Origin of the sequence: Streptococcus sp. 27098_8_23 (genome assembly GCF_041432195.1) — a bacterium.
GTDB lineage: Bacteria > Bacillota > Bacilli > Lactobacillales > Streptococcaceae > Streptococcus.
This window is the reverse complement of sequence record NZ_JAPVZF010000008.1, coordinates 1-21,093: the sequence shown is the minus strand read 5'-3', so window position 1 is coordinate 21,093 and position 21,093 is coordinate 1. Positions and strand designations below refer to the sequence as shown.

Genomic DNA, 21,093 nt, shown 5'->3' with positions numbered 1-21,093 from the left:
TCTATCAAAAGGAGGATCGATAGATGTTAGATTTGATTCAGACTAGACGAGATTTACACCAGATTCCAGAGATTGGCTTGGAGGAGTTTAAGACTCAGGCTTATTTGCTGGATGTGATTGAGAAATTGACTTCGGGCAAGGACTTTGTTCAAGTTCGTACTTGGCGGACAGGAATTTTGGTCTACCTGCAGGGAAGTCAGCCGGAGCGAACCATTGGTTGGCGAACAGACATTGATGGTCTGCCTATTGTCGAACAAACAGGTCTACCTTTTGCTTCTCAACACCAAGGTCGCATGCATGCCTGTGGCCATGATTTTCATATGACCATTGCCTTGGGCTGTCTCGAACGCGCCCTGGAGGAACAACCCAAGAATAATTTGCTCTTCCTATTTCAGCCTGCTGAAGAAAATGAAGCTGGTGGGATGCTCATGTATGAGGATGGTGCTTTTGGAAATTGGTTGCCAGACCAATTTTATGGTCTCCATGTTCGTCCGGATCTGAAGGTCGGACAGATTGCGACCAACACTCATACACTCTTTGCAGGGACTTGTGAGGTGAAGGTTCGTTTCAAAGGAAAAGGAGGACACGCAGCTTTTCCGCATGAAGCCAATGACGCCTTGGTGGCTGCTAGTTACTTTGTGACACAGGTACAGTCAGTTGTCAGTCGCAATGTTAATCCCATCGAGGGAGCGGTGGTGACCTTTGGCCTTTTCCAAGCTGGAACAACCAACAATGTCATTACAGACACAGCATTTTTACATGGAACTATTCGGGCCTTGACTCAGGACATGAGCCTCTTGGTACAAAAAAGAGTCAAGACAGTCGCAGAAGGTGTTGCAGCAGCCTTTGATATGGAAGTCGAAGTAGAACTCAAGCAAGGAGGCTACCTCCCTGTTGAGAACAATCCAGCCTTGGCGCGTGAACTGATGGACTTTTTTGAAGAGAAAGACGGAATTGAGTTGATTGATATCGAGCCAGCTATGACTGGTGAGGACTTTGGTTATCTCCTTTCGAAGGTAGATGGCGTTATGTTTTGGCTGGGTATCGATAGTCCTTATGCCCTTCATCACCCTCAGATGAGTCCTAAGGAAGAAGCCTTAGCCATTGGAGTAGATGCGGTCTCTAGTTTCCTGAAAAAGAAGGCAGCAGAGTAGAGGAATTGTCTATGAAAGTAGAACTACGCAAGAAAATTTTGCAAGAAATGAAGTCTCTATCTCAGGAGCAAAAACAGGCTATGGACCAAGTTTTAACTGAGCGTTTCTTACAACACCCTTTTTACCAAGAAGCCAAGACCATCGCAACCTATCTCTCCTTCCCTCATGAATTTCAAACGCAAGAATTGATCGAGCGGGCGCTGAAGGACGGCAAGAAGGTCCTGATACCCAAAACCTATCCCAAGGGACGGATGGAGTTTGTGGTCTATGATCCGCAGCAGTTGGTAAAAACTTCCTTTGGTTTACTGGAACCGCAAGGAGACTTGGAAGTGGTGGAACCGTCTCAGATTGATTTAATTCATGTTCCGGGCTTGGCTTTTACAACAGAGGGCTATCGGATCGGATATGGTGGAGGATACTACGACCGCTATCTAGAACATTTTGCTGGGCAGAGCCTGAGTACAATCTATCCTTGTCAAATTCAGGAGTTTAACTTGGAAGACCATGATATTCCTGTTCAGGAGGTGTTAATCTATGAAGGAAATCTTTGATAAACGTTATCCTGTGACTAGTTTCTTCCTCCTAGTAACCGCATTGGTCTTTCTCTTGATGTTGGTTCTTACAGGTTTAAATTTTGAACGAGCAGATACCTTGCTTCAGTTTGGAGCCATGTATGGACCGATCATTCGTCTGTTCCCTGAGCAGATTTGGCGCCTTTTTTCGGCTATATTTGTGCATATCGGATGGGAGCATTTTATTGTCAATATGATTTCGCTCTACTTTCTTGGACGACAGGTGGAGGAGATTTTCGGTTCCAAGCAGTTCTTCTTTCTTTATCTCTTATCAGGAATGATGGGCAATCTCTTTGTTTTTGCTTTCACACCGAAAGTTGTAGCAGCAGGCGCTTCCACTTCTCTTTACGGGCTATTTGCTGCGATTATCGTCTTGCGTTACGCAACTCGCAACCCCTATATCCAGCAGTTGGGGCAATCCTATCTGACACTTTTCGTGATAAATATCATTGGAAGTGTTCTGATTCCAGGAATCAGCCTAGCAGGCCATATCGGTGGGGCAGTAGGAGGTGCTTTTCTAGCAGTTATTTTTCCAGTTAAATGGGAGAGAAGGATGTACAGTACTAGCCAGCGAATCGGAGCAACTGTACTTTTTATCGCACTAGCCATTTTCCTTTGCTATAAGGGAATGAACTATGTGTAGGGGGGAATAGCTAAAAAGCTACTCAAAGAATGAGTAGCTTTTTTTGGAACCATTCGAAACAACACAGCTCTAAAACAGAACTGTTGTTCCCATTGCAGCCGCTGCAGTTTTGGAACCATTCGAAACAACACAGCTCTAAAACACGGCCATTGCGCCGTTTTCTTTTAGGTAGGTTTTGGAACCATTCGAAACAACACAGCTCTAAAACTGTTGAACGAGTTCTTTAGCCTGTTGCGCTGTTTTGGAACCATTCGAAACAACACAGCTCTAAAACTGGTAGAGGCATTTAATAATCTGATCAGTCGTTTTGGAACCATTCGAAACAACACAGCTCTAAAACTTTAAAACCTTAATCATGTTTTTCCTCCAAGTTTTGGAACCATTCGAAACAACACAGCTCTAAAACATCAAACGTTTGAAGGGAGAATTAGTGGCAGTTTTGGAACCATTCGAAACAACACAGCTCTAAAACCTGGTGACTATCGTCGTGCTCATGATAGACGTTTTGGAACCATTCGAAACAACACAGCTCTAAAACTATTCTGGATGTTGACGTTAACTGTTTGAAGTTTTGGAACCATTCGAAACAACACAGCTCTAAAACACACTTTAAAAATTGTTTCTACCTTTAACGGTTTTGGAACCATTCGAAACAACACAGCTCTAAAACAAATAACGAGCGCTTATAGATGTACCATAAGTTTTGGAACCATTCGAAACAACACAGCTCTAAAACTGTTTCGTATACTCAATAACTCCCAAATATGTTTTGGAACCATTCGAAACAACACAGCTCTAAAACCTAACACCAGTACTATTCCTAGCGGTTGGTGTTTTGGAACCATTCGAAACAACACAGCTCTAAAACAAAGTCTCTGCTCGCACCTTGAAGATGAAAGTTTTGGAACCATTCGAAACAACACAGCTCTAAAACAGGTGTTCCTTGAGTGTATTTTTGGATGTCGTTTTGGAACCATTCGAAACAACACAGCTCTAAAACGCATGAACTGAAAGAAAACCGCATCATCGGGTTTTGGAACCATTCGAAACAACACAGCTCTAAAACTATTTCTGACTTATATTCAAGCTATGGCAGGTTTTGGAACCATTCGAAACAACACAGCTCTAAAACTGCTAGGGAAATATTCAAAGTCAGCATTTCGTTTTGGAACCATTCGAAACAACACAGCTCTAAAACCATCTTTGATATACAACACACATACAAGATGTTTTGGAACCATTCGAAACAACACAGCTCTAAAACGTATATGCGCCAGTTGCCTTATTTGTGACCGTTTTGGAACCATTCGAAACAACACAGCTCTAAAACTTATTGAAACTGACAAGTCACGAAACTATTGTTTTGGAACCATTCGAAACAACACAGCTCTAAAACCTGCATATTGGGCATTATAGCTAGCTACTGGTTTTGGAACCATTCGAAACAACACAGCTCTAAAACTGAAGGTGAACGCATTAACCATGCTACTGTGTTTTGGAACCATTCGAAACAACACAGCTCTAAAACAAAGTCAAGCAATCTTCCAAAAAATACCATGTTTTGGAACCATTCGAAACAACACAGCTCTAAAACAAATATGGCACGATTGAATATGCTGATAAGTTTTGGAACCATTCGAAACAACACAGCTCTAAAACATATGACAGAAGCTGCTTACAATCAGGAAGGTTTTGGAACCATTCGAAACAACACAGCTCTAAAACGAACCTTTAGCTATAACTTTACCAAAAGTAGTTTTGGAACCATTCGAAACAACACAGCTCTAAAACTTGGTAACGTTACATGTAACGTTACAGTAAGTTTTGGAACCATTCGAAACAACACAGCTCTAAAACGGGCTGTTCAGAATTTGACAAGCGCAGGTTGTTTTGGAACCATTCGAAACAACACAGCTCTAAAACCCCGTAGAAAAATTTTTCTCACGAAATTTCGTAATCGCGCCATTCGTCCCAGCCAGACTTCAGCTCGTCAGGTTCCAATTGTTATCCTTATTATACCATATTTTCAGGGTTCAAGAAATAGTCTTGATCCAGCACATATTGAGGAAAATCATAGACTTTTCGAGGTTCGACAAATAAGACCCTTAGTTGATTGAGTTGGATATACTCTATCAGATTTACTAACTCATCCTTTGATAGATAGGCGGTCGCATTGATGAAGACAAGGAGTTTCTTTTTGGAAAGATATTTAAAAACCTGGACAATTTCTAGCATCTTTTCGAAAGGTGTATCACTCAGAGTTTCAACTTTGACCCCTAGAGCATCGATCAACTCCAGAATGGTGATTTCGTCGTACTCTAGGTCTAATTCGTTTTCCAAGCACTCAAATGCCAGTAATTCTGTAATCGTAGAAACCAGCTTTTCAATCATGGATTTGACTTCGGGCTTGTCATTGAGCTGATTTTCAAGATCTGCATGTATCAGCTTGAGCATGGCGGGTGAGTTGAGATTGTATCCTAAGACATCCGTTATCACTAGTAACTCGGACTCTTTCAGAGCTTTTAGATTTCTATCAAATAATTTCAACTCCCCATCATCAGTGTACTGGTAGAACTGCTTGACGATAGTTGAAAAGGTAAGCTGGTCTTCCAGGACTAAAAAGGTTGCATTTTCAATAGCCAATGGTTCATCCAATAATGGGAAATTAATCTTCATCTCCAGGCTCCTCTCCTAGAAAAACCAAACGTGCGTCGGAGTTTGCTACGCTAGTATTTCGCTCACCATTTAAGTAAATCATGCGAGAAAACTGCTTTTCTGTAACGGTTAAGAGAGTAATGTTCCCTTTTTTAGGATTGTGCGTCTTAAGGCGTTCAATCATGGCGTTATTAGCAGAGTTGTTGAGCAAGAGCTTGCTATAGATGGAGAATTGGTGCATGATAAATCCCTCATCTATGAGGAACTTGCGAAATTTCCGATAGGCCTTGCGTTCCTCTGCGGTATCAACGGGCATATCAAACATTAATATCATACGCATATATCGATAACTCATATCCTAAACTCAGGAACTCCTTTCTCCGGTTGATTGAGAGCTTGGATGACTTTCTTAGTATAGTCACTGACGATATTGGACAGGTACATATCTTTGCCATTGTAGTGGAAGGTGTCTGAGAAAATGGTAAAAAGTTCTCGCTTGATTTTGACAAAAGAACTGCTTCGATTTTCATAGACGATTCTGTCAATAATCGGACGAAAAGGTTCCATAATATCGCTAGCGAGGTTGAATTGATTAAACTGATTAGCATGTTTCAAGCCAAACTGAGTCATGCAGCCAGACAAGACAATCTCACGCGCAAACATACTCAAAATCAAGGTGTAACCATAGTCTAAGGCAGCATTGACATCATTGTCTTGTTCACGGCTAAAATCGTTTCCAAACAAAGTGTTAAAATAAATCCGAGCAGCATGACCCTCACGATTGCTAGGATCAAATAAATCCAATCCATGATAGAGATCGATGACGGACTGACTCTTTTCTAAAAAACCACAACTCCCCAGATAAAAAGCCTGATTGAGAATTTTTTGTGCAATGATGGTTGTCCAGATTTCCGCCTTTACATCTTCATTCCAAGCAATTTGCCGAGAGAGTTGCAAACTGGAATCATGCCGACCGTAGTAGGGCATTAAGTATGCCGTTGGCAAGCGTTTGTCATCACAAAAGATGACTAGAATATTTTCATCCACCAAACGTTTAATCAGCATAGTGGAGAGAACGATATCTGTCGTCTCCAAAAGAAGGATGTCCACCTCGGACAGGTGAATCAACTCTGTCCGAGAGGCATCTTTAAAGATCAAGTGATTGTTCTTGTAGGAGAGCTTAGAGTGTGTATTGACAACAACGGTTCTCCATCCCATTAGTCTTCTCCCAGTTTGCTTAAGTCAATCCGAGTCTCGTAGAGACCAGTGATGGATTGGTGGATGAGGGTGGCGTTGAGGATTTCAGATACAGTTGTGTACCGTTTTCGATCAACATCTTTGCCAAAAAATTTAAAGGCAGCAGGAGCACCCAAAGCAGTAAAGGTCAACAAATTGATAAACGAATTTGCTAGAATTTCTATATCTGCTTGCTCATTGTCTGCATATAAGTTCTGGATTTTCTCTAGATTTGCATCTGCGAGGACATATTTTTGAGAGAACTCAGATACAAGATTTAACAAATCCTTAAATTCATTTCGGTGTTTCTGGATATATTCTAAATGTTCTGGTTCGTCTAGTTTATGGACATTTTTAGAATGGTAGAGCAAGGTTGTTAAGTATACTGGAAGTACTATTTCATTGCCTTTTTGAAGTTCTTTTGCACTTGCAAGTAGTCGTCTGCGACCATTTTCCAGTTCAAATAAACTATACTTAGGTAGGCAGAGGATGTTTTCTTTACGGACATTATGATAGCCTTTATTTTCAAGGAAAGTTATTGGATTCTCCTCAAAAGCGGCTTTTTCCATAATCGTGATACCAACTAGAGTTTTGACAGTCTTCAGTTTTTTCGCTTTTCCTTTTTCGATATCGGCAATGAGTAAGATCGAATAGGCGATAACAGGGCTATCAAATCCCCCATATTTAGTAGTGTCCCAAAGAATATCCTTTGTTTTTCGAGGGATTAGCTTGTCAGAATTTCCTTTAGGAAGAATGGACTCTTTAGAGAAACCACCTGTTTGCACCTCTCGCTTCTTCACAATATTCACCTGTGGATAGGAAAGTACTTTTTTGATGGTTGCGAAATCTTTTTCCTTATTCCAAGCGATTTCTCCAGTATCCTTGGAGTATTCGATATTCTCTCTTTTTACGATAGTTCCGTCTGCGTAATGCACCTCTTCTTTAAAGAAGTTCAACAAGTTTGAGTAGAAGAAATACTTTTCAGTTGCTTTTTCGACTTCTTTAGGATTTCTAGATCTTGAGATGTATCTCTTAAGGTCGTACTTTTGATACTCACCATAGACAAATTCAGGCTCGAGTTTAGGATATTTTTTAAGGATAGCCTTAGCCACTACTGCATTTAAGTAGGCATCATGTGCATGGTGGTAGTCATTGATTTCCCGTACCTTGTATAACCTAAATTCTTTACGGAAGTTGGAAACTAGATTGGATTTCAAAGTGATGATTTTGACGGTACGGTTCTTCTTATCCTTCTCATTCACTTCTGTATTATAGCGAGCATCCAAGATCTGAGCAACATGTTTTGTGATCTGTCGTGTTTCAACTAGTTGGCGTTTGATAAAGCCAACTTTATCTCGCTCATCTAGCCCGCCACGTTCAGCCTTGGTTAAATTATTAAATTTGCGCTCTGAAATCAATTTGGAATCCAACAATTGTTGCCAAAAAGCTTTTCTTTTTTGAACGACTTCTAAACTTGGAACATTATCTGATTTGCCACGATTCTCTTTTGAACTCGTCAAGACACGGTTATCGAGCGAATCGTCCTTTATAAAGGCCTGAGGGATGATGTGGTCAATGTCGTAGCTGCTCAGTTGGTTGATGTCAAGAGCTTCTCCAGTGTACATATCCTTCCCATTTTGGAGATAGTAAAGGAAGAGGCGGTCGTTTTGAAGTTGATTATTATCTGTTGGATTTTCTTTTAATATATTTGAATCAAGCCCGGATGCTAATATTTTCAGTGAATCTTCAATGCGCTTATATCTTTGTTGAGAATTCTTTTTCCCTCTGCCAGTTGTCTGATTTTCTCGTGCCATCTCAATCACAATGGACTCAGGAGCATGGCCCATAACCTTGACAAGTTCATCAACAATCTTGATACTTTGTAAAATTCCCTTTTTGATGGCAGGACTTCCTGCGAGTTCTTGGACGACTTGCTTCACATCATCTGTCTTGCCAATTACTTGTGCTTTTTGGATAATTTCTTTGAAGGATAGTCCGTCATCGTTGATTAACTGCATAAAGTTGCGATTGATTTTACCGTCATCAATCAGATAATCAAGAATCGTTTTGCCAGTTTGTTTATCACAGATACCGTTAATCAGCTTGGCAGAGAGTTTTCCCCAACTAGTATAATGTAGACGAGTTAGTGGCTTGATGACTTTTTCATCAAAGAGAGAGTCATATTGAGCAAGGCGTTGCTTAATCATCTCACGATCTTCAAAGATAGTTAGCGTGTGGACGATATTTTCAAGAATCTCTTCATTTTTAGGGTCATCCATAAACTCCTTATCCTTGATAATCTTGAGCAAATCATGGTAAGTAGAAAGACTAGCGTTAAATTGTTTTTCAATTCCTTTTAGTTCGATTCCATCGTAGCCATCAACAGTGTGTAGATAATGAATGATATCTTTTTCAGTTACTTTTCTTTTCTCTTTGAATAATTGATTGACAATTTGCTTCTTCTGACCACTATCAAGGAATTGATAGTCTCTCAATCCTTCTGCAATAAATTTTACTTTTGTTAATTCATTATAGACAGCAAATGTTTCATACAAGAGACTGTGTTTAGGCAAAACTTTTTCTTCTGGCAGATACAAGTCATAGTTAGTCATCTTATTGATGAAGTCTTCCGCAGAGCTTGCTTTATCAACAATTTCTTCAAAATTCCAAGGTCTTATTGCTTGGCCAGAATTTCGAGTAAGCCACGCAAAATCACGATTGCCACGAGCCAATGGACCAACGTAGTAAGGAATACGGAAAGTCAAGATTTTTTCTATCTTTTCTTTATTTTCCTTCAGGAATGGATAATGTTCTCCTTGCCGACGGAGAACGGCATTCATTTCTTGAAGATGAATTTGATGAGGAATAGAACCATTATCAAAGGTGCGTTGTTTTCTCAAGAAATCTTCACGATCAATTTTCTCAAGGAAATAGTCTGCTCCGTCGAATTTAGAGAGAAGATTTTTGATATATTTGTAAAATGCTTCTTGTGTGGTCTTGCCATCGATATACCCAGCATACCCATCTTTAGATTGGTCAGAAAAAACTTCAACATATTTTTCTGCTGGAAGATTGTTTTTGATGAATTGTTTTAAAGCTGCCAAATCATTTTGGTGATTTTTATAGCGCTCAATCATAGACGCCGATAGTGGAGCCTTGGTTGAAGGATCTGTGACAGTCAAAATTCCAGATAGAAGAATGGCGTCATAGAGTTTTTTGGCAACTAAGAAAAGATCAGCAAAGTCATCTCCAATTTGTCCGAGCAAGTTTTCCAAATCCTCATCATAGGTATCTTTAGAAAATTGTAGCGGAGCTTTTTCTCCTAAGTCAAAATGTTTTTTAAAATCAGCTTGATTTCCTAAAATCAACTTGAGAAATTCTGAAAACAAACCAGTGGACTTTTCGTCAGGAAAGAGTTTTAGAACGCGCTCTCTCTTTGCAGATTTACTAATTTTATCAGTAAAAATTGCTTCTGCTTGTGCGTTTTGCCCACTAAGTGAACTTCCTTCAAAGGTATTATCGTAAATGCTTATAAATTCGCTAAAGATTTTTTGGATATCATTGTTTTTAATATCAAATGTATCTTCGTATAAAAAATGCCCGCGATATTTAATCATATGAGCTAATGCTAGATAAATCAAGCGCAAGTCAGTTTTTTCTTTTGAATCTGCTAATTGCTTTCTCAAATGGTAGATAGTTGGAAATTGCTTATGGTATTCTTTTTCTTCTGCCAAGGTAGCAAAAATAGGGTATTTACTCCCTCTTTTATCCTCAGGAATTAAAAAGGAGTCATCCAATCGATGAAAGAAACTACTATCTACCTTGCTCATTTCCTCAGCAAAGATTTCTTGAAGATAGCGAAGACGATTTTTCCGGCGAGTATAGCGACGACGTGCAGTTCGTTTAAGGCGTCTAGCCTCAGCAGTAGTTCCCTCATCAAACAATAGAGCCCCGATGAGATTTTTCTTGATAAATCGTTTATCGGTATTACCCAGAACTTTCATCTTTTTCGATGGGACTTTATAATCGTCAGTGATAACGCTCCATCCGACGCTGTTAGTACCAATATCAAGTCCGATAGAGTAATTTTTGTTTTCCATGTATAAAAACCTCCGTTGTATTAAGTTATAATTTTAAAATTAAGAAATGAGAGCCTTGACTAAGTCAATGCACCCATTTATAAACTTTACTCCCTCAGTTAGAATAGCTAAATTATCTTTAGTGAATTTGAACTTTCTCGAAATAATCTCCTTAAAATATAACTTTATTTAATTGCATCATTCTAACTAAAAATTTCAATAGAATAATGATGAAATATCGGTAAAAATGTGCTAAAATTGATTATAGGTTATATTTTAGTTTTAGAGCTGTATTGTTTCAAATGAGGATAAACTAACTTTTTGTCGTATCTGTAAAATGATTTACATTTCACTTGATAATTTTTGACAAGTATAGTACAATAAAGCTGTTGGAATTATTCGAAACAACACAGCAAAGTTAAAATAAGGCTTTGTCCGTACACAACTTGAAAAAGTGCGCACCGATTCGGTGCTTTTTATTTTATTATACTAACTCATTGTACTCCTATTTTTATAAAAAAACAAATAATATCGTAGCGCTTTCATAAAATTTAAAATCAATTCGGTGGAGCCTGTTAGTAGATTAACCGAGAAATACGATTTCCTTTTGAGAGTATATATGTTCGGGATGATAGCAATACAAAATAAAAAGAACTGGGGATAATTAACTATCCTAGTTCTTTTTTTATATGAACGGTTCTTCTATTCCCCCTCAGCCAGCTCTTTTCCGAGTTGGATGAGGTAGTCTTTCAAGTCGTCTTTGACTTGTGGATGTTTGAGAGCGTAGTCGATGGAGGTTTTCATAAAGCCAAACTTGTCTCCGACATCGTAACGAGCCCCTTTGAACTCACGAGCAAATACACGTTGTGTTTTATTGAGGGTATCGATTGCATCTGTCAGCTGAATTTCATTTCCTGCACCTGGAGTCTGGTTCTCAAGGATTTGGAAAATTTCAGGCGTGAGGAGGTACCGTCCGATGATAGCAAGGTCGCTAGGAGCATCCTCTGGTGCAGGTTTTTCAACGAAGGTTTCAACGCTGTAAAGACCGTCTTTTCCTTCGCCTTGCGGAGCAATAACCCCATAAGCAGAGACTTCGTCGTGAGGGACTGGCATGACAGCGATAGTAGACGCGTGGGTACGCTCGTAGTCATCCATGAGTTGTTTGGTAAGTGGAACAGCCTTTTCGTCTGTGATATCCATCAAGTCATCACCAAGCATAACGACAAAAGGTTCATTTCCAACGAAAGCCTTGGCTTGCAAAACAGCATCTCCGAGACCACGTGGATGTGTTTGGCGGATAAAATGTAGGCGCATGCCAGTTGTTTCATCAACTAGCTTCAAAAGATCTGTTTTCCCTTTTTCTTTGAGGTTATATTCCAATTCGAAGTTTGAATCGAAGTGGTCCTCGATGGAACGTTTTGACTTACCTGTAACAACCAAGATATCTTCGATTCCAGACTTGAGGGCTTCTTCAACGATAAACTGGATAGTTGGCTTGTCTACGATTGGCAACATTTCCTTGGCCAAGGCCTTAGTTGCTGGGAGGAAGCGAGTTCCCAATCCAGCGGCTGGGATGACTGCTTTTCTGACTTTTTGTTTCATGATGTTCCTTTCTATAAGGGTCTATGACCATTCGTTTTCTGCTTTAAATTCATTGCTCATGATGTCAGTGATTGCTTCTTTGATATTGACACCTTCGTAGATAACTCGGTAAATAGCCTGTGTGATTGGCATGTAGACACCCAATTCCTGAGCCAGCTCGTAAGCTGCTCGAGTTGTTGAAATGCCTTCAATGACCATGCCCATGTTGGCTTCGATGTCTGCCAAGGATTCTCCACGACCAAGAGCGTCACCAGCCCTCCAGTTACGAGAGTGGACAGATGTCCCCGTTACGATCAAATCTCCAACTCCAGAAAGACCGCTATAAGTTAGAGGATTAGCTCCAAGAGCGACACCTAGACGGGTGATTTCTGCTAATCCTCGAGCGATGATGGCTGCCTTGGCATTGTCGCCAAACCCCAGTCCATGTAGTGCCCCAGCGCCAACTGCGATGATGTTTTTGAGAGCACCAGCGGTTTCAACTCCGATAACATCCGTATTAGTATAGAGACGGAAGTAGTGATTGCTAAAGAGATTTTGGACATACTGGGCAGTTTCAAGGTCTTTGGAGGCTGCGGTAATCAAGGTAATATCGCGTACAATCGTTTCCTCAGCGTGACTAGGTCCTGAAACAACGACGACTTCACTACGAAGGTCAGCTGGGATTTCCTCTTCAAGAATAGTTGATAGACGTTTGTGGCTATCTGGTTCCAAACCTTTGGAGGCATGCATGATGACAACCTTGTGATCAAGCACCTTTGCTACTTGTTGGGCAACCAGTCTCGTTACTTTTGTTGGGACTACAAATAAAACAGCATCCACATCCTTTAGTGTTTCTTCCAAGTCATGATAGGCTTTGATCTTTTCGTTGAGTAGGATATCTTTGAAGTAGCGTTTGTTTGTATGTTGGTTATTGATTTCATCAATTTGGTCAGAAATATTTCCCCAAATTCGAACTTCGTGTCCATTGTCGTTTAGGACCTGCGAAAGGGCAGTTCCCCAAGAACCAGGACCCAATACAGCGATGGTTTGTTTCTTCATCTTTTCCTCCTTGTAAGAGTTCTTCCTTTCATTTTACCATAAAAAGCCTTTTCATGCATCACCTGTAGATGAAAGCGCACTAATTTATAATAAGGAGACTTCTTTGACAAGATGCCTCTTTTTTGCTAGAATAGCATCAATATGAACGAATGAGAAGGAGCTGACGCAAGATGTCGCTCCCTTTATCTATTTTATTAGGAGGAAATATGCTCATTAAAAAAATAAAAACTTATAAATGGCAAGCCTTGGCATCCTTAATGATGACAGGCTTGATGGTTGTGAGTTCGCTCTTGCAACCGCGCTATTTGCAAGAGGTGTTAGAGGCTTTGTTGGCCGGACAAAATGAGGCTATTTATAGTATTGGCGCTTGGCTGATAGGAGTAGCCCTAGTCGGTCTGGTTGCAGGTGGGGTCAATGTAACGCTTGCAGCCTACATTGCTCAAGGAGTGTCTTCGGACCTTCGGGAAGACGCTTTTCGCAAGATCCAGACTTTTTCTTATGCCAATATCGAGCAGTTTAATGCCGGCAACCTTGTCGTCCGTATGACCAATGATATCAACCAAATTCAGAATGTGGTGATGATGGCTTTTCAAATCCTCTTTCGTCTCCCTCTTCTCTTTATCGGTTCCTTTATCTTGGCGGTTCACACTCTTCCGTCGCTTTGGTGGGTGATTGTTCTCATGGTGCTCCTAATCTTTGCACTAACAGCCATCATGATGGGGATGATGGGGCCACGATTTGCTAAGTTTCAAACCCTTCTTGAACGGATCAATGCTATCGCTAAGGAAAATCTACGTGGTGTGCGCGTGGTCAAATCCTTTGTACAAGAAAAAGCACAATTTGACAAATTTACCGAGGTTTCAGATGAACTTCTCGGACAAAATCTTTATATCGGTTATGCCTTCTCAGTTATAGAACCTGTTATGATGCTAGTCGGCTATGGGGCAGTCTTTCTCTCAATCTGGTTGGTGGCAGGCATGGCGCAGTCAGATCCATCTGTTGTGGGCTCTATTGCTTCCTTTATTAACTATCTCAGCCAGATTATCTTTACCATCATCATGGTTGGATTTTTAGGAAATTCTGTCAGCCGCGCCATGATTTCCTTGCGTCGTATCCGCGAAATTCTAGATACCGAGCCAGCAATGACCTTTAAAGATCTCCCGGATGAAGAGTTAGAAGGAAGTCTCTCTTTTGAAAATGTGACCTTCACCTATCCTAATGATGATGAGCCTATGCTGAAGAATGTAACCTTTGATATTGCACCTGGTCAGATGGTCGGTGTGGTTGGGGCTACTGGAGCAGGGAAGTCCACCCTAGCTCAGTTAATTCCACGACTTTTTGATCCACAGGAGGGATCTATCAAGATTGGTGGCAAGGATATTCGACACGTCAGCGAGGGAACCTTGCGTAAAACAGTTTCCATCGTCTTGCAACGTGCTATTCTCTTTAGCGGGACCATTGCAGATAATCTTCGTCAAGGAAAAGGCAATGCCAGCGTGTCAGAAATGGAACGTGCAGCACGGATTGCCCAAGCCAGCGAATTTATCGGGCGTATGGAAAACAAATTTGAGAGTCAGGTCGAAGAACGTGGCACCAACTTTTCTGGTGGACAAAAACAACGGATGTCCATTGCCCGTGGAATCGTCAGCAATCCCCGTATCTTGATTTTTGACGATTCGACTTCGGCCCTAGATGCCAAGTCAGAAAGACTCGTGCAGGAAGCTTTGAATAAAGATCTGAAAGGGACGACAACCATTATCATCGCTCAAAAGATTAGCTCAGTCGTCCATGCAGACAAGATTTTGGTCTTGGATCAAGGGCGATTGATTGGAGAAGGAAGGCATGCGGACTTGGTAGCTAGCAATGCCGTCTACCGTGAAATCTACGAAACACAAAAGGGAAAGGAGGAATAAAATGAAAACAGTTCGATTTTTCTGGAATTATTTTAAAGTCTACAAGCTCTCCTTTGTCATTGTGATTCTGATGGTTGCGATTGCGACAATTGCCCAAGCCCTCTTTCCAGTTTTTTCAGGTCAAGCAGTAACGGAGCTTGCTAACCTAGTTCTGGCTTATCAAAATGGAACTTCCGACCTAGCCTGGCAGAGTTTATCAGCTCTGATGCTGAATCTAGCTCTGGTTGTTCTCGCCTTAGTGGTATCCAGTTTGATTTACATGACCTTGATGACCCGTGTGATTGCTGAGTCGACAAATGAGATGCGTAAGGGCCTTTTTGGCAAACTTTCCCGTTTGACCGTTTCTTTCTTTGACCGCCATCAGGATGGCGATATCCTCTCTCGCTTTACGAGTGACTTGGACAACATCCTTCAAGCCTTCAATGAAAGCCTAGTTCAGGTCATGAGCAATATTGCTCTTTACATCGGTTTGATCTTTGTCATGTTTTCAAGAAATGTGACGCTAGCCCTGATAACAGTAGCCAGCACCCCAGTGGCCTTTCTCATGTTGGTCTTCATCGTGAAGATGGCCCGCAAGTACACTAATCTCCAGCAAAAAGAGGTTGGGAAACTCAACGCTTACATGGATGAGAGTATTTCTGGACAGAAAGCTGTTATCGTACAAGGAATTCAAGATGATATCGTAGCAGGCTTTGTGGAGCAAAATGAGCGCGTGCGCAAGGCAACCTTTAAAGGGAGAATGTTCTCAGGCATCCTCTTTCCTGTTATGAATGGGATGAGCTTGGTCAATACGGCCATCGTCATTTTTGCAGGTTCTGCGGTCTTGCTGAACGATCCAAGTATCGAAACAACGACAGCCCTAGGTTTGATCGTTATGTTTACCCAATTTTCTCAGCAGTACTACCAGCCGATTATCCAGGTGGCTGCGAGTTGGGGGAGCCTCCAGTTGGCCTTTACTGGAGCGGATCGTATCCAAGAAATGTTCGATGCAGAAGAAGAGATTCGTCCGCAAAATGCGCCTGCCTTTACGGAATTGCGAGAAGGTGTTGAAATCAGTCACATTGATTTCTCTTATGTGCCAGACAAGCCGATTTTAAAAGATGTTAGCATTTCAGCTCCTAAGGGGCAAATGATAGCAGTTGTCGGTCCGACTGGCTCAGGGAAAACGACCATCATGAACCTCATCAATCGTTTCTACGATGTGGATGCAGGCAGCATTTGCTTTGATGGAAAAGACATCCGTGACTACGATTTGGACAGCCTGCGGAGCAAGGTCGGGATTGTCTTGCAGGATTCGGTCTTGTTTAGCGGAACAATCCGAGACAATATCCGCTTTGGTGTGCCAGATGCCAGTCAGGAAATGGTCGAAGCAGCTGCCAAGGCAACTCATATTCATGACTACATTGAAAGCTTGCCTGACAAGTATGATACCCTTATTGATGATGAGCAAAACATCTTCTCGACTGGTCAGAAACAATTGATTTCCATCGCTCGAACCTTGATGACAGATCCCCAAGTCCTAATCTTGGATGAAGCGACTTCCAATGTGGATACCGTAACAGAAAGCAAGATTCAACATGCTATGGAAGCAGTAGTAGCAGGTCGAACCAGTTTTGTCATTGCCCATCGTCTCAAGACCATCCTCAATGCCGATCAGATTATTGTCCTCAAAGATGGAGAGGTCATTGAACGTGGAAATCATCACGAGTTGCTCAAGCTCGGCGGTTTCTACTCAGAACTGTATCACAATCAATTTGTCTTCGAATAGAAAAGTTGTCCTCGTTGGGCAGCTTTTTCTTGTCCATAAAAAATACTTATCACGGTCTTTAAAAAAACATATTAGACAGGAAAGGGGTGGAGTGATAAGATAAGACTGTCGCAAGAAAATCGAAAGGAGACACATCATGGCTAGAACGGTTGTAGGAGTTGCTGCAAATCTATGTCCTGTAGATGCAGAAGGGAAAAACATTCACTCATCTGTATCCTGTAAATTTGCAGAGAGCATTCGTCAAGTCGGTGGTCTCCCTTTAGTAATTCCTGTAGGGGATGAGTCCATTGTGCGCGATTATGTGGAAATGATTGACAAACTCATCTTGACAGGTGGGCAAAATGTCCATCCTCAGTTTTATGGAGAGAAAAAGACCATTGAGAGCGATGATTACAACCTTGTACGCGATGAGTTTGAACTAGCTCTCTTGAAAGAAGCGCTCCGTCAGAATAAACCAATTATGGCAATCTGTCGCGGGGTTCAGCTTGTCAATGTTGCTTTTGGTGGTACTCTCCACCAAGAAATTGAAGGTCACTGGCAAGGCTTGCCTTTTGGGACATCTCATACTATTGAGACAGTAGAAGGAAGCGTGGTGGCTAAGTTGTTTGGCAAAGAAAGTCAGGTCAACTCAGTCCATCGTCAAAGTATCAAAGACCTGGCGCCTAATTTCCGTGTAACTGCTATTGATCCAAGAGACCAGACTGTTGAAGCGATTGAGTCTGTCGACGAGCATCGTATCATCGGCTTGCAGTGGCACCCAGAGTTTCTGGTCAATGAAGAAGATGGCAATTTAGAATTATTTGAGTATTTATTAAATGAATTGTAACGGTTAGAATCTCTAGCCGTTTTTATTCGCCCTTACAGATTTTTTATATTTTAGCAAATTTACGCAAACGTTTGAATTCTGATAAAAATTGGGCAAATTCAATAAAAAAGCTTGAAAAAATCGAAGGTAAGCGTTATGATAGAAAAGAAGAAATTTTGGAGGATTATCATGTCACATATTAAATTTGATTATTCAAAAGTTTTAGACAAATTTGTTGCCCCACATGAAGTGGAATACATGCAAGCACAAGTAACAGCTGCAGACGAATTGATTCGTAAAGGAACTGGTGCTGGTAGCGACTTTTTGGGTTGGTTGGACCTTCCTGAAAACTACGACCGTGAAGAATTCGACCGCATCTTGAAAGCTGCTGAGCAAATCAAGTCAGATAGCGATGTCTTGGTTGTGATTGGTATCGGTGGATCTTACCTTGGTGCCAAAGCAGCCATTGACTTCTTGAACCACCACTTTGCAAACTTGCAAACAAAAGAAGAACGCAAAGCTCCACAAATCCTTTACGCTGGAAACTCAATCTCATCTACTTACCTTGCTGACTTGGTAGAGTACGTGGCTGACAAAGACTTCTCAGTAAACGTGATTTCTAAATCAGGTACAACAACAGAACCAGCGATCGCTTTCCGTGTATTCAAAGAACTCTTGGTTAAGAAATACGGACAAGAAGAAGCTAACAAACGTATCTATGCTACAACTGACCGCCAAAAAGGTGCTGTTAAGGTTGAAGCAGATGCAAATGGTTGGGAAACATTTGTAGTTCCAGATGACATCGGTGGACGCTTCTCAGTATTGACAGCAGTTGGTTTGCTTCCAATCGCTGCATCAGGAGCTGATATCAAAGCCCTCATGGAAGGTGCGAACGCAGCTCGTAAAGACTACACTTCAGACAAGATTGCTGAAAACGAAGCTTACCAATACGCAGCAGTTCGTAACATCCTTTACCGTAAAGGCTACGCTACTGAAATCTTGGTAAACTACGAGCCATCACTTCAATACTTCTCAGAATGGTGGAAACAATTGGCTGGTGAGTCAGAAGGGAAAGACCAAAAAGGTATTTACCCAACTTCAGCAAACTTCTCAACTGACTTGCACTCATTGGGTCAATTTATCCAAGAAGGAACTCGTATCATGTTTGAAACAGTTGTCCGTGTTGACAAACCACGTAAGAACGTGATTATCCCTACTTTGGAAGAAGACCTTGACGGACTTGGTTACCTTCAAGGAAAAGACGTTGACTTTGTAAACAAAAAAGCGACTGACGGTGTTCTTCTTGCCCACACTGACGGTGATGTGCCAAACATGTACGTAACTCTTCCTGAGCAAGACGCTTTCACTCTTGGTTACACTATCTACTTCTTCGAATTGGCAATTGCCCTTTCAGGTTACTTGAATGCCATCAACCCATTTGACCAACCAGGTGTTGAAGCCTACAAACGCAACATGTTTGCCCTTCTTGGAAAACCAGGATATGAAGAATTGAGCAAAGAGCTTAACGCACGTCTATAATAGAAGAAAAGAGTGGCTTGCCCACTCTTTTTACTCTCTTTATTCGTAGACATTGGACTCAGGCGAGACTTGTGATATAATATAGAAAGCAAAAAGGCAGACGCCTAGAGACTTTATAGGAGAAACTATGTCAAAAGATATCCGCGTACGCTACGCACCAAGTCCAACAGGACTACTACACATCGGAAATGCCCGTACAGCATTGTTTAACTACCTTTACGCACGCCATCATGGTGGAACTTTTATCATTCGTATCGAAGATACTGACCGTAAACGCCATGTTGAGGATGGAGAACGCTCACAGCTTGAAAATCTTCGCTGGTTGGGCATGGATTGGGATGAAAGCCCAGAAACTCATGAAAACTACCGCCAGTCTGAGCGTTTGGAACTCTATCAAAAATACATCGACCAATTGCTAGCTGAAGGAAAAGCCTACAAATCTTACGTTACAGAAGAAGAGTTGGCGGCTGAGCGTGAACGCCAAGAAGCAGCTGGGGAAACACCTCGCTACATCAACGAATACCTTGGCATGAGCGAAGAAGAAAAAGTAGCTTACATCGCAGAACGTGAAGCAGCTGGTATCATCCCAACTGTTCGTTTGGCTGTCAATGAGTCTGGTATCTACAAATGGCATGATATGGTCAAAGGTGATATCGAGTTTGAAGGTGGCAACATCGGTGGCGACTGGGTTATCCAAAAGAAAGATGGTTACCCAACTTACAACTTTGCCGTTGTCATCGATGACCACGACATGCAAATTTCCCATGTTATTCGCGGAGATGACCACATTGCCAACACACCCAAACAGCTTATGGTTTATGAGGCTCTTGGTTGGGAAGCTCCAGAGTTCGGTCACATGACTTTGATCATCAACTCTGAAACGGGTAAAAAATTGTCTAAACGCGATACAAATACCCTTCAATTTATCGAAGATTACCGTAAGAAAGGCTATCTTCCAGAAGCTGTCTTTAACTTTATCGCTCTTCTTGGTTGGAATCCAGGTGGCGAAGATGAAATTTTCTCTCGTGAGGAATTGATTAAACTCTTTGATGAAAATCGTCTCAGCAAGTCACCAGCTGCCTTTGATCAGAAGAAACTAGACTGGATGAGCAATGATTACATCAAGAGAGCTGACTTAGCAACCATCTTTGAAATGGCAAAACCATTCCTAGAAGAAGCAGGACGCTTGACTGACAAGGCCGAAAAATTGGTGGAACTCTACAAACCACAAATGAAGTCAGTGGATGAAATCGTTCCATTGACAGACCTTTTCTTCTCAGACTTCCCAGAGCTGACAGATGCTGAGCGCGAGGTCATGGCAGGAGAAACCGTTCCTGTTGTTCTAGAAGCCTTCAAAGCGAAACTAGAAGCCATGACAGATGAGGAATTTGTGACAGAAAACATCTTCCCACAAATCAAAGCAGTTCAAAAAGAAACAGGTATCAAAGGGAAAAACCTCTTCATGCCGATTCGTATTGCCGTTTCAGGTGAAATGCATGGACCAGAATTACCAGACACCATTTTCTTACTCGGACGTGAAAAGTCAATCCAGCATATTGAAAACATGCTGAAAGAGATTTCTAAATAAAAGGACTTCCGATGGATACATGGGAAAAGATGTATAAAGAAGCACGAACTTTATACAATCCCCATGAGGTTTCTGACTTTGTTTATGCTAACCATGTTGTTGCTGCAGTAGAAGCAGAAGATGGTCAGATCTTCACAGGATTTTGTATGGAGGGCACTTGTGGCGTTTTTCATCTCTGTGCAGAACGAGCGGCTCTCTTCAATATGTATCAATTTTCAGGACAGACCAAAGTTAAGAAAATCCTCGCCTTTCGAGATAAACCTCCCTACGGCGAAGAATCAGGTATGCCCTGTGGCGCTTGCAGAGAATTTCTCTTAGAATTGAATGCTGAAAATAAAGAAGCAGAGTTCATGATGAACTACGAAACAAGAAAAACAATTAAGGTTGCCGAATTGATCCCTTACTGGTGGGGAGAGGAACGTGCGACTAATTGGCAAGTTAAATAGAAGGAGTCAGTTTAACTGGCTCTTTCCCTTATCTTTTCAGAATTTCGATAAAGAG

15 protein-coding genes and 1 CRISPR repeat array are annotated in these 21,093 nt (G+C 41.4%); of the genes, 9 read left to right on the top strand and 6 right to left on the bottom strand.

All coding sequences use genetic code 11. The features are described from left to right. Nucleotides 1-23: 23 nt before the first annotated feature. From O3652_RS08810 to O3652_RS08800, 3 genes are read left to right on the top strand one after another with little or no spacing between them, the layout of a single operon-like run. A complete protein-coding gene (locus O3652_RS08810; protein ID WP_125413533.1) occupies nucleotides 24-1,154 on the top strand; it encodes an N-acetyldiaminopimelate deacetylase in 1,131 nt (376 codons plus the stop codon). Between the two features lie 11 nt (nucleotides 1,155-1,165). Beyond that, nucleotides 1,166-1,705 (top strand): 5-formyltetrahydrofolate cyclo-ligase, encoded by a 540-nt coding sequence (locus O3652_RS08805; protein ID WP_125413534.1) that lies wholly within the window; start codon nucleotides 1,166-1,168, stop codon nucleotides 1,703-1,705. Next, complete coding sequence (locus tag O3652_RS08800) at nucleotides 1,689-2,369, top strand: rhomboid family intramembrane serine protease (RefSeq protein WP_033585443.1); 681 nt, start codon at nucleotides 1,689-1,691, stop codon at nucleotides 2,367-2,369. The genes O3652_RS08805 and O3652_RS08800 overlap by 17 nt, the downstream gene beginning before the upstream one ends. Before the next feature lie 40 nt (nucleotides 2,370-2,409). Further along, nucleotides 2,410-4,292: a CRISPR direct-repeat array (repeat unit 36 nt; unit sequence GTTTTGGAACCATTCGAAACAACACAGCTCTAAAAC). Nucleotides 4,293-4,382: 90 nt separating this feature from the next. Here the strand turns inward: O3652_RS08800 and csn2 are convergent. From csn2 to O3652_RS08770, 6 genes are all read right to left on the bottom strand, one after another. Further along, nucleotides 4,383-5,045 (bottom strand): type II-A CRISPR-associated protein Csn2, encoded by a 663-nt coding sequence (gene csn2 / locus O3652_RS08795; protein WP_125413535.1) that lies wholly within the window; start codon nucleotides 5,043-5,045, stop codon nucleotides 4,383-4,385. Continuing rightward, nucleotides 5,035-5,379, bottom strand: coding sequence for a CRISPR-associated endonuclease Cas2 (cas2, locus tag O3652_RS08790; protein WP_111675748.1), 345 nt, complete (start codon nucleotides 5,377-5,379; stop codon nucleotides 5,035-5,037). Before cas2 ends, csn2 begins: the two co-directional genes overlap by 11 nt. Next, nucleotides 5,376-6,242: a type II CRISPR-associated endonuclease Cas1 gene (gene cas1, locus O3652_RS08785; protein ID WP_049486968.1), complete on the bottom strand. Its 867-nt coding sequence runs from the start codon at nucleotides 6,240-6,242 to the stop codon at nucleotides 5,376-5,378. The genes cas2 and cas1 overlap by 4 nt, the downstream gene beginning before the upstream one ends. Further along, nucleotides 6,242-10,360 (bottom strand): type II CRISPR RNA-guided endonuclease Cas9, encoded by a 4,119-nt coding sequence (gene cas9 / locus O3652_RS08780; protein ID WP_125413536.1) that lies wholly within the window; start codon nucleotides 10,358-10,360, stop codon nucleotides 6,242-6,244. Before cas9 ends, cas1 begins: the two co-directional genes overlap by 1 nt. 681 nt (nucleotides 10,361-11,041) lie before the next feature. After that, nucleotides 11,042-11,941: a UTP--glucose-1-phosphate uridylyltransferase GalU gene (gene galU, locus O3652_RS08775; protein ID WP_000811023.1), complete on the bottom strand. Its 900-nt coding sequence runs from the start codon at nucleotides 11,939-11,941 to the stop codon at nucleotides 11,042-11,044. Nucleotides 11,942-11,962: 21 nt separating this feature from the next. Beyond that, a complete protein-coding gene (locus tag O3652_RS08770; protein ID WP_371590316.1) occupies nucleotides 11,963-12,979 on the bottom strand; it encodes an NAD(P)H-dependent glycerol-3-phosphate dehydrogenase in 1,017 nt (338 codons plus the stop codon). 206 nt (nucleotides 12,980-13,185) lie between these two features. Here O3652_RS08770 and O3652_RS08765 point away from each other — a divergent pair, with 206 nt between their 5' ends. The 6 genes from O3652_RS08765 (at nucleotide 13,186) to O3652_RS08740 (ending at nucleotide 21,038) form a co-directional block, all read left to right on the top strand. Next, entirely contained in the window at nucleotides 13,186-14,892 is a 1,707-nt protein-coding gene (locus O3652_RS08765; protein WP_371590314.1) for an ABC transporter ATP-binding protein, read from the top strand. 1 nt (nucleotide 14,893) lies between these two features. Next, complete coding sequence (locus O3652_RS08760) at nucleotides 14,894-16,660, top strand: ABC transporter ATP-binding protein (RefSeq protein WP_371590313.1); 1,767 nt, start codon at nucleotides 14,894-14,896, stop codon at nucleotides 16,658-16,660. Between the two features lie 136 nt (nucleotides 16,661-16,796). Next, nucleotides 16,797-17,486, top strand: a complete 690-nt coding sequence (locus O3652_RS08755) for a gamma-glutamyl-gamma-aminobutyrate hydrolase family protein (protein ID WP_125413540.1) — start codon at nucleotides 16,797-16,799, stop codon at nucleotides 17,484-17,486. 168 nt (nucleotides 17,487-17,654) lie between these two features. Then, nucleotides 17,655-19,004: a glucose-6-phosphate isomerase gene (locus O3652_RS08750; protein ID WP_125413541.1), complete on the top strand. Its 1,350-nt coding sequence runs from the start codon at nucleotides 17,655-17,657 to the stop codon at nucleotides 19,002-19,004. A 127-nt stretch (nucleotides 19,005-19,131) separates the two neighbouring features. Further along, nucleotides 19,132-20,592, top strand: coding sequence for a glutamate--tRNA ligase (gene gltX, locus O3652_RS08745; protein WP_371590312.1), 1,461 nt, complete (start codon nucleotides 19,132-19,134; stop codon nucleotides 20,590-20,592). Nucleotides 20,593-20,603: 11 nt separating this feature from the next. Continuing rightward, entirely contained in the window at nucleotides 20,604-21,038 is a 435-nt protein-coding gene (locus O3652_RS08740) for a cytidine deaminase (protein ID WP_070567194.1), read from the top strand. The last annotated feature ends 55 nt before the right edge of the window (nucleotides 21,039-21,093 follow it).

What these genes read in the sequence shown, in the direction of transcription:
- csn2 (WP_125413535.1), bottom strand. Translation starts at nt 5,045, where the DNA reads ATGAAGATTAATTTCCCATTATTGGATGAACCATTGGCTATTGAAAAT.
- O3652_RS08770 (WP_371590316.1), bottom strand. Translation starts at nt 12,979, where the DNA reads ATGAAGAAACAAACCATCGCTGTATTGGGTCCTGGTTCTTGGGGAACT.
- O3652_RS08810 (WP_125413533.1), top strand. Translation starts at nt 24, where the DNA reads ATGTTAGATTTGATTCAGACTAGACGAGATTTACACCAGATTCCAGAG.
- O3652_RS08765 (WP_371590314.1), top strand. Translation starts at nt 13,186, where the DNA reads ATGCTCATTAAAAAAATAAAAACTTATAAATGGCAAGCCTTGGCATCC.
- cas2 (WP_111675748.1), bottom strand. Translation starts at nt 5,379, where the DNA reads ATGAGTTATCGATATATGCGTATGATATTAATGTTTGATATGCCCGTT.
- cas1 (WP_049486968.1), bottom strand. Translation starts at nt 6,242, where the DNA reads ATGGGATGGAGAACCGTTGTTGTCAATACACACTCTAAGCTCTCCTAC.
- cas9 (WP_125413536.1), bottom strand. Translation starts at nt 10,360, where the DNA reads ATGGAAAACAAAAATTACTCTATCGGACTTGATATTGGTACTAACAGC.
- O3652_RS08760 (WP_371590313.1), top strand. Translation starts at nt 14,894, where the DNA reads ATGAAAACAGTTCGATTTTTCTGGAATTATTTTAAAGTCTACAAGCTC.
- O3652_RS08755 (WP_125413540.1), top strand. Translation starts at nt 16,797, where the DNA reads ATGGCTAGAACGGTTGTAGGAGTTGCTGCAAATCTATGTCCTGTAGAT.
- O3652_RS08750 (WP_125413541.1), top strand. Translation starts at nt 17,655, where the DNA reads ATGTCACATATTAAATTTGATTATTCAAAAGTTTTAGACAAATTTGTT.
- O3652_RS08740 (WP_070567194.1), top strand. Translation starts at nt 20,604, where the DNA reads ATGGATACATGGGAAAAGATGTATAAAGAAGCACGAACTTTATACAAT.
- O3652_RS08805 (WP_125413534.1), top strand. Translation starts at nt 1,166, where the DNA reads ATGAAAGTAGAACTACGCAAGAAAATTTTGCAAGAAATGAAGTCTCTA.
- gltX (WP_371590312.1), top strand. Translation starts at nt 19,132, where the DNA reads ATGTCAAAAGATATCCGCGTACGCTACGCACCAAGTCCAACAGGACTA.
- O3652_RS08800 (WP_033585443.1), top strand. Translation starts at nt 1,689, where the DNA reads ATGAAGGAAATCTTTGATAAACGTTATCCTGTGACTAGTTTCTTCCTC.
- galU (WP_000811023.1), bottom strand. Translation starts at nt 11,941, where the DNA reads ATGAAACAAAAAGTCAGAAAAGCAGTCATCCCAGCCGCTGGATTGGGA.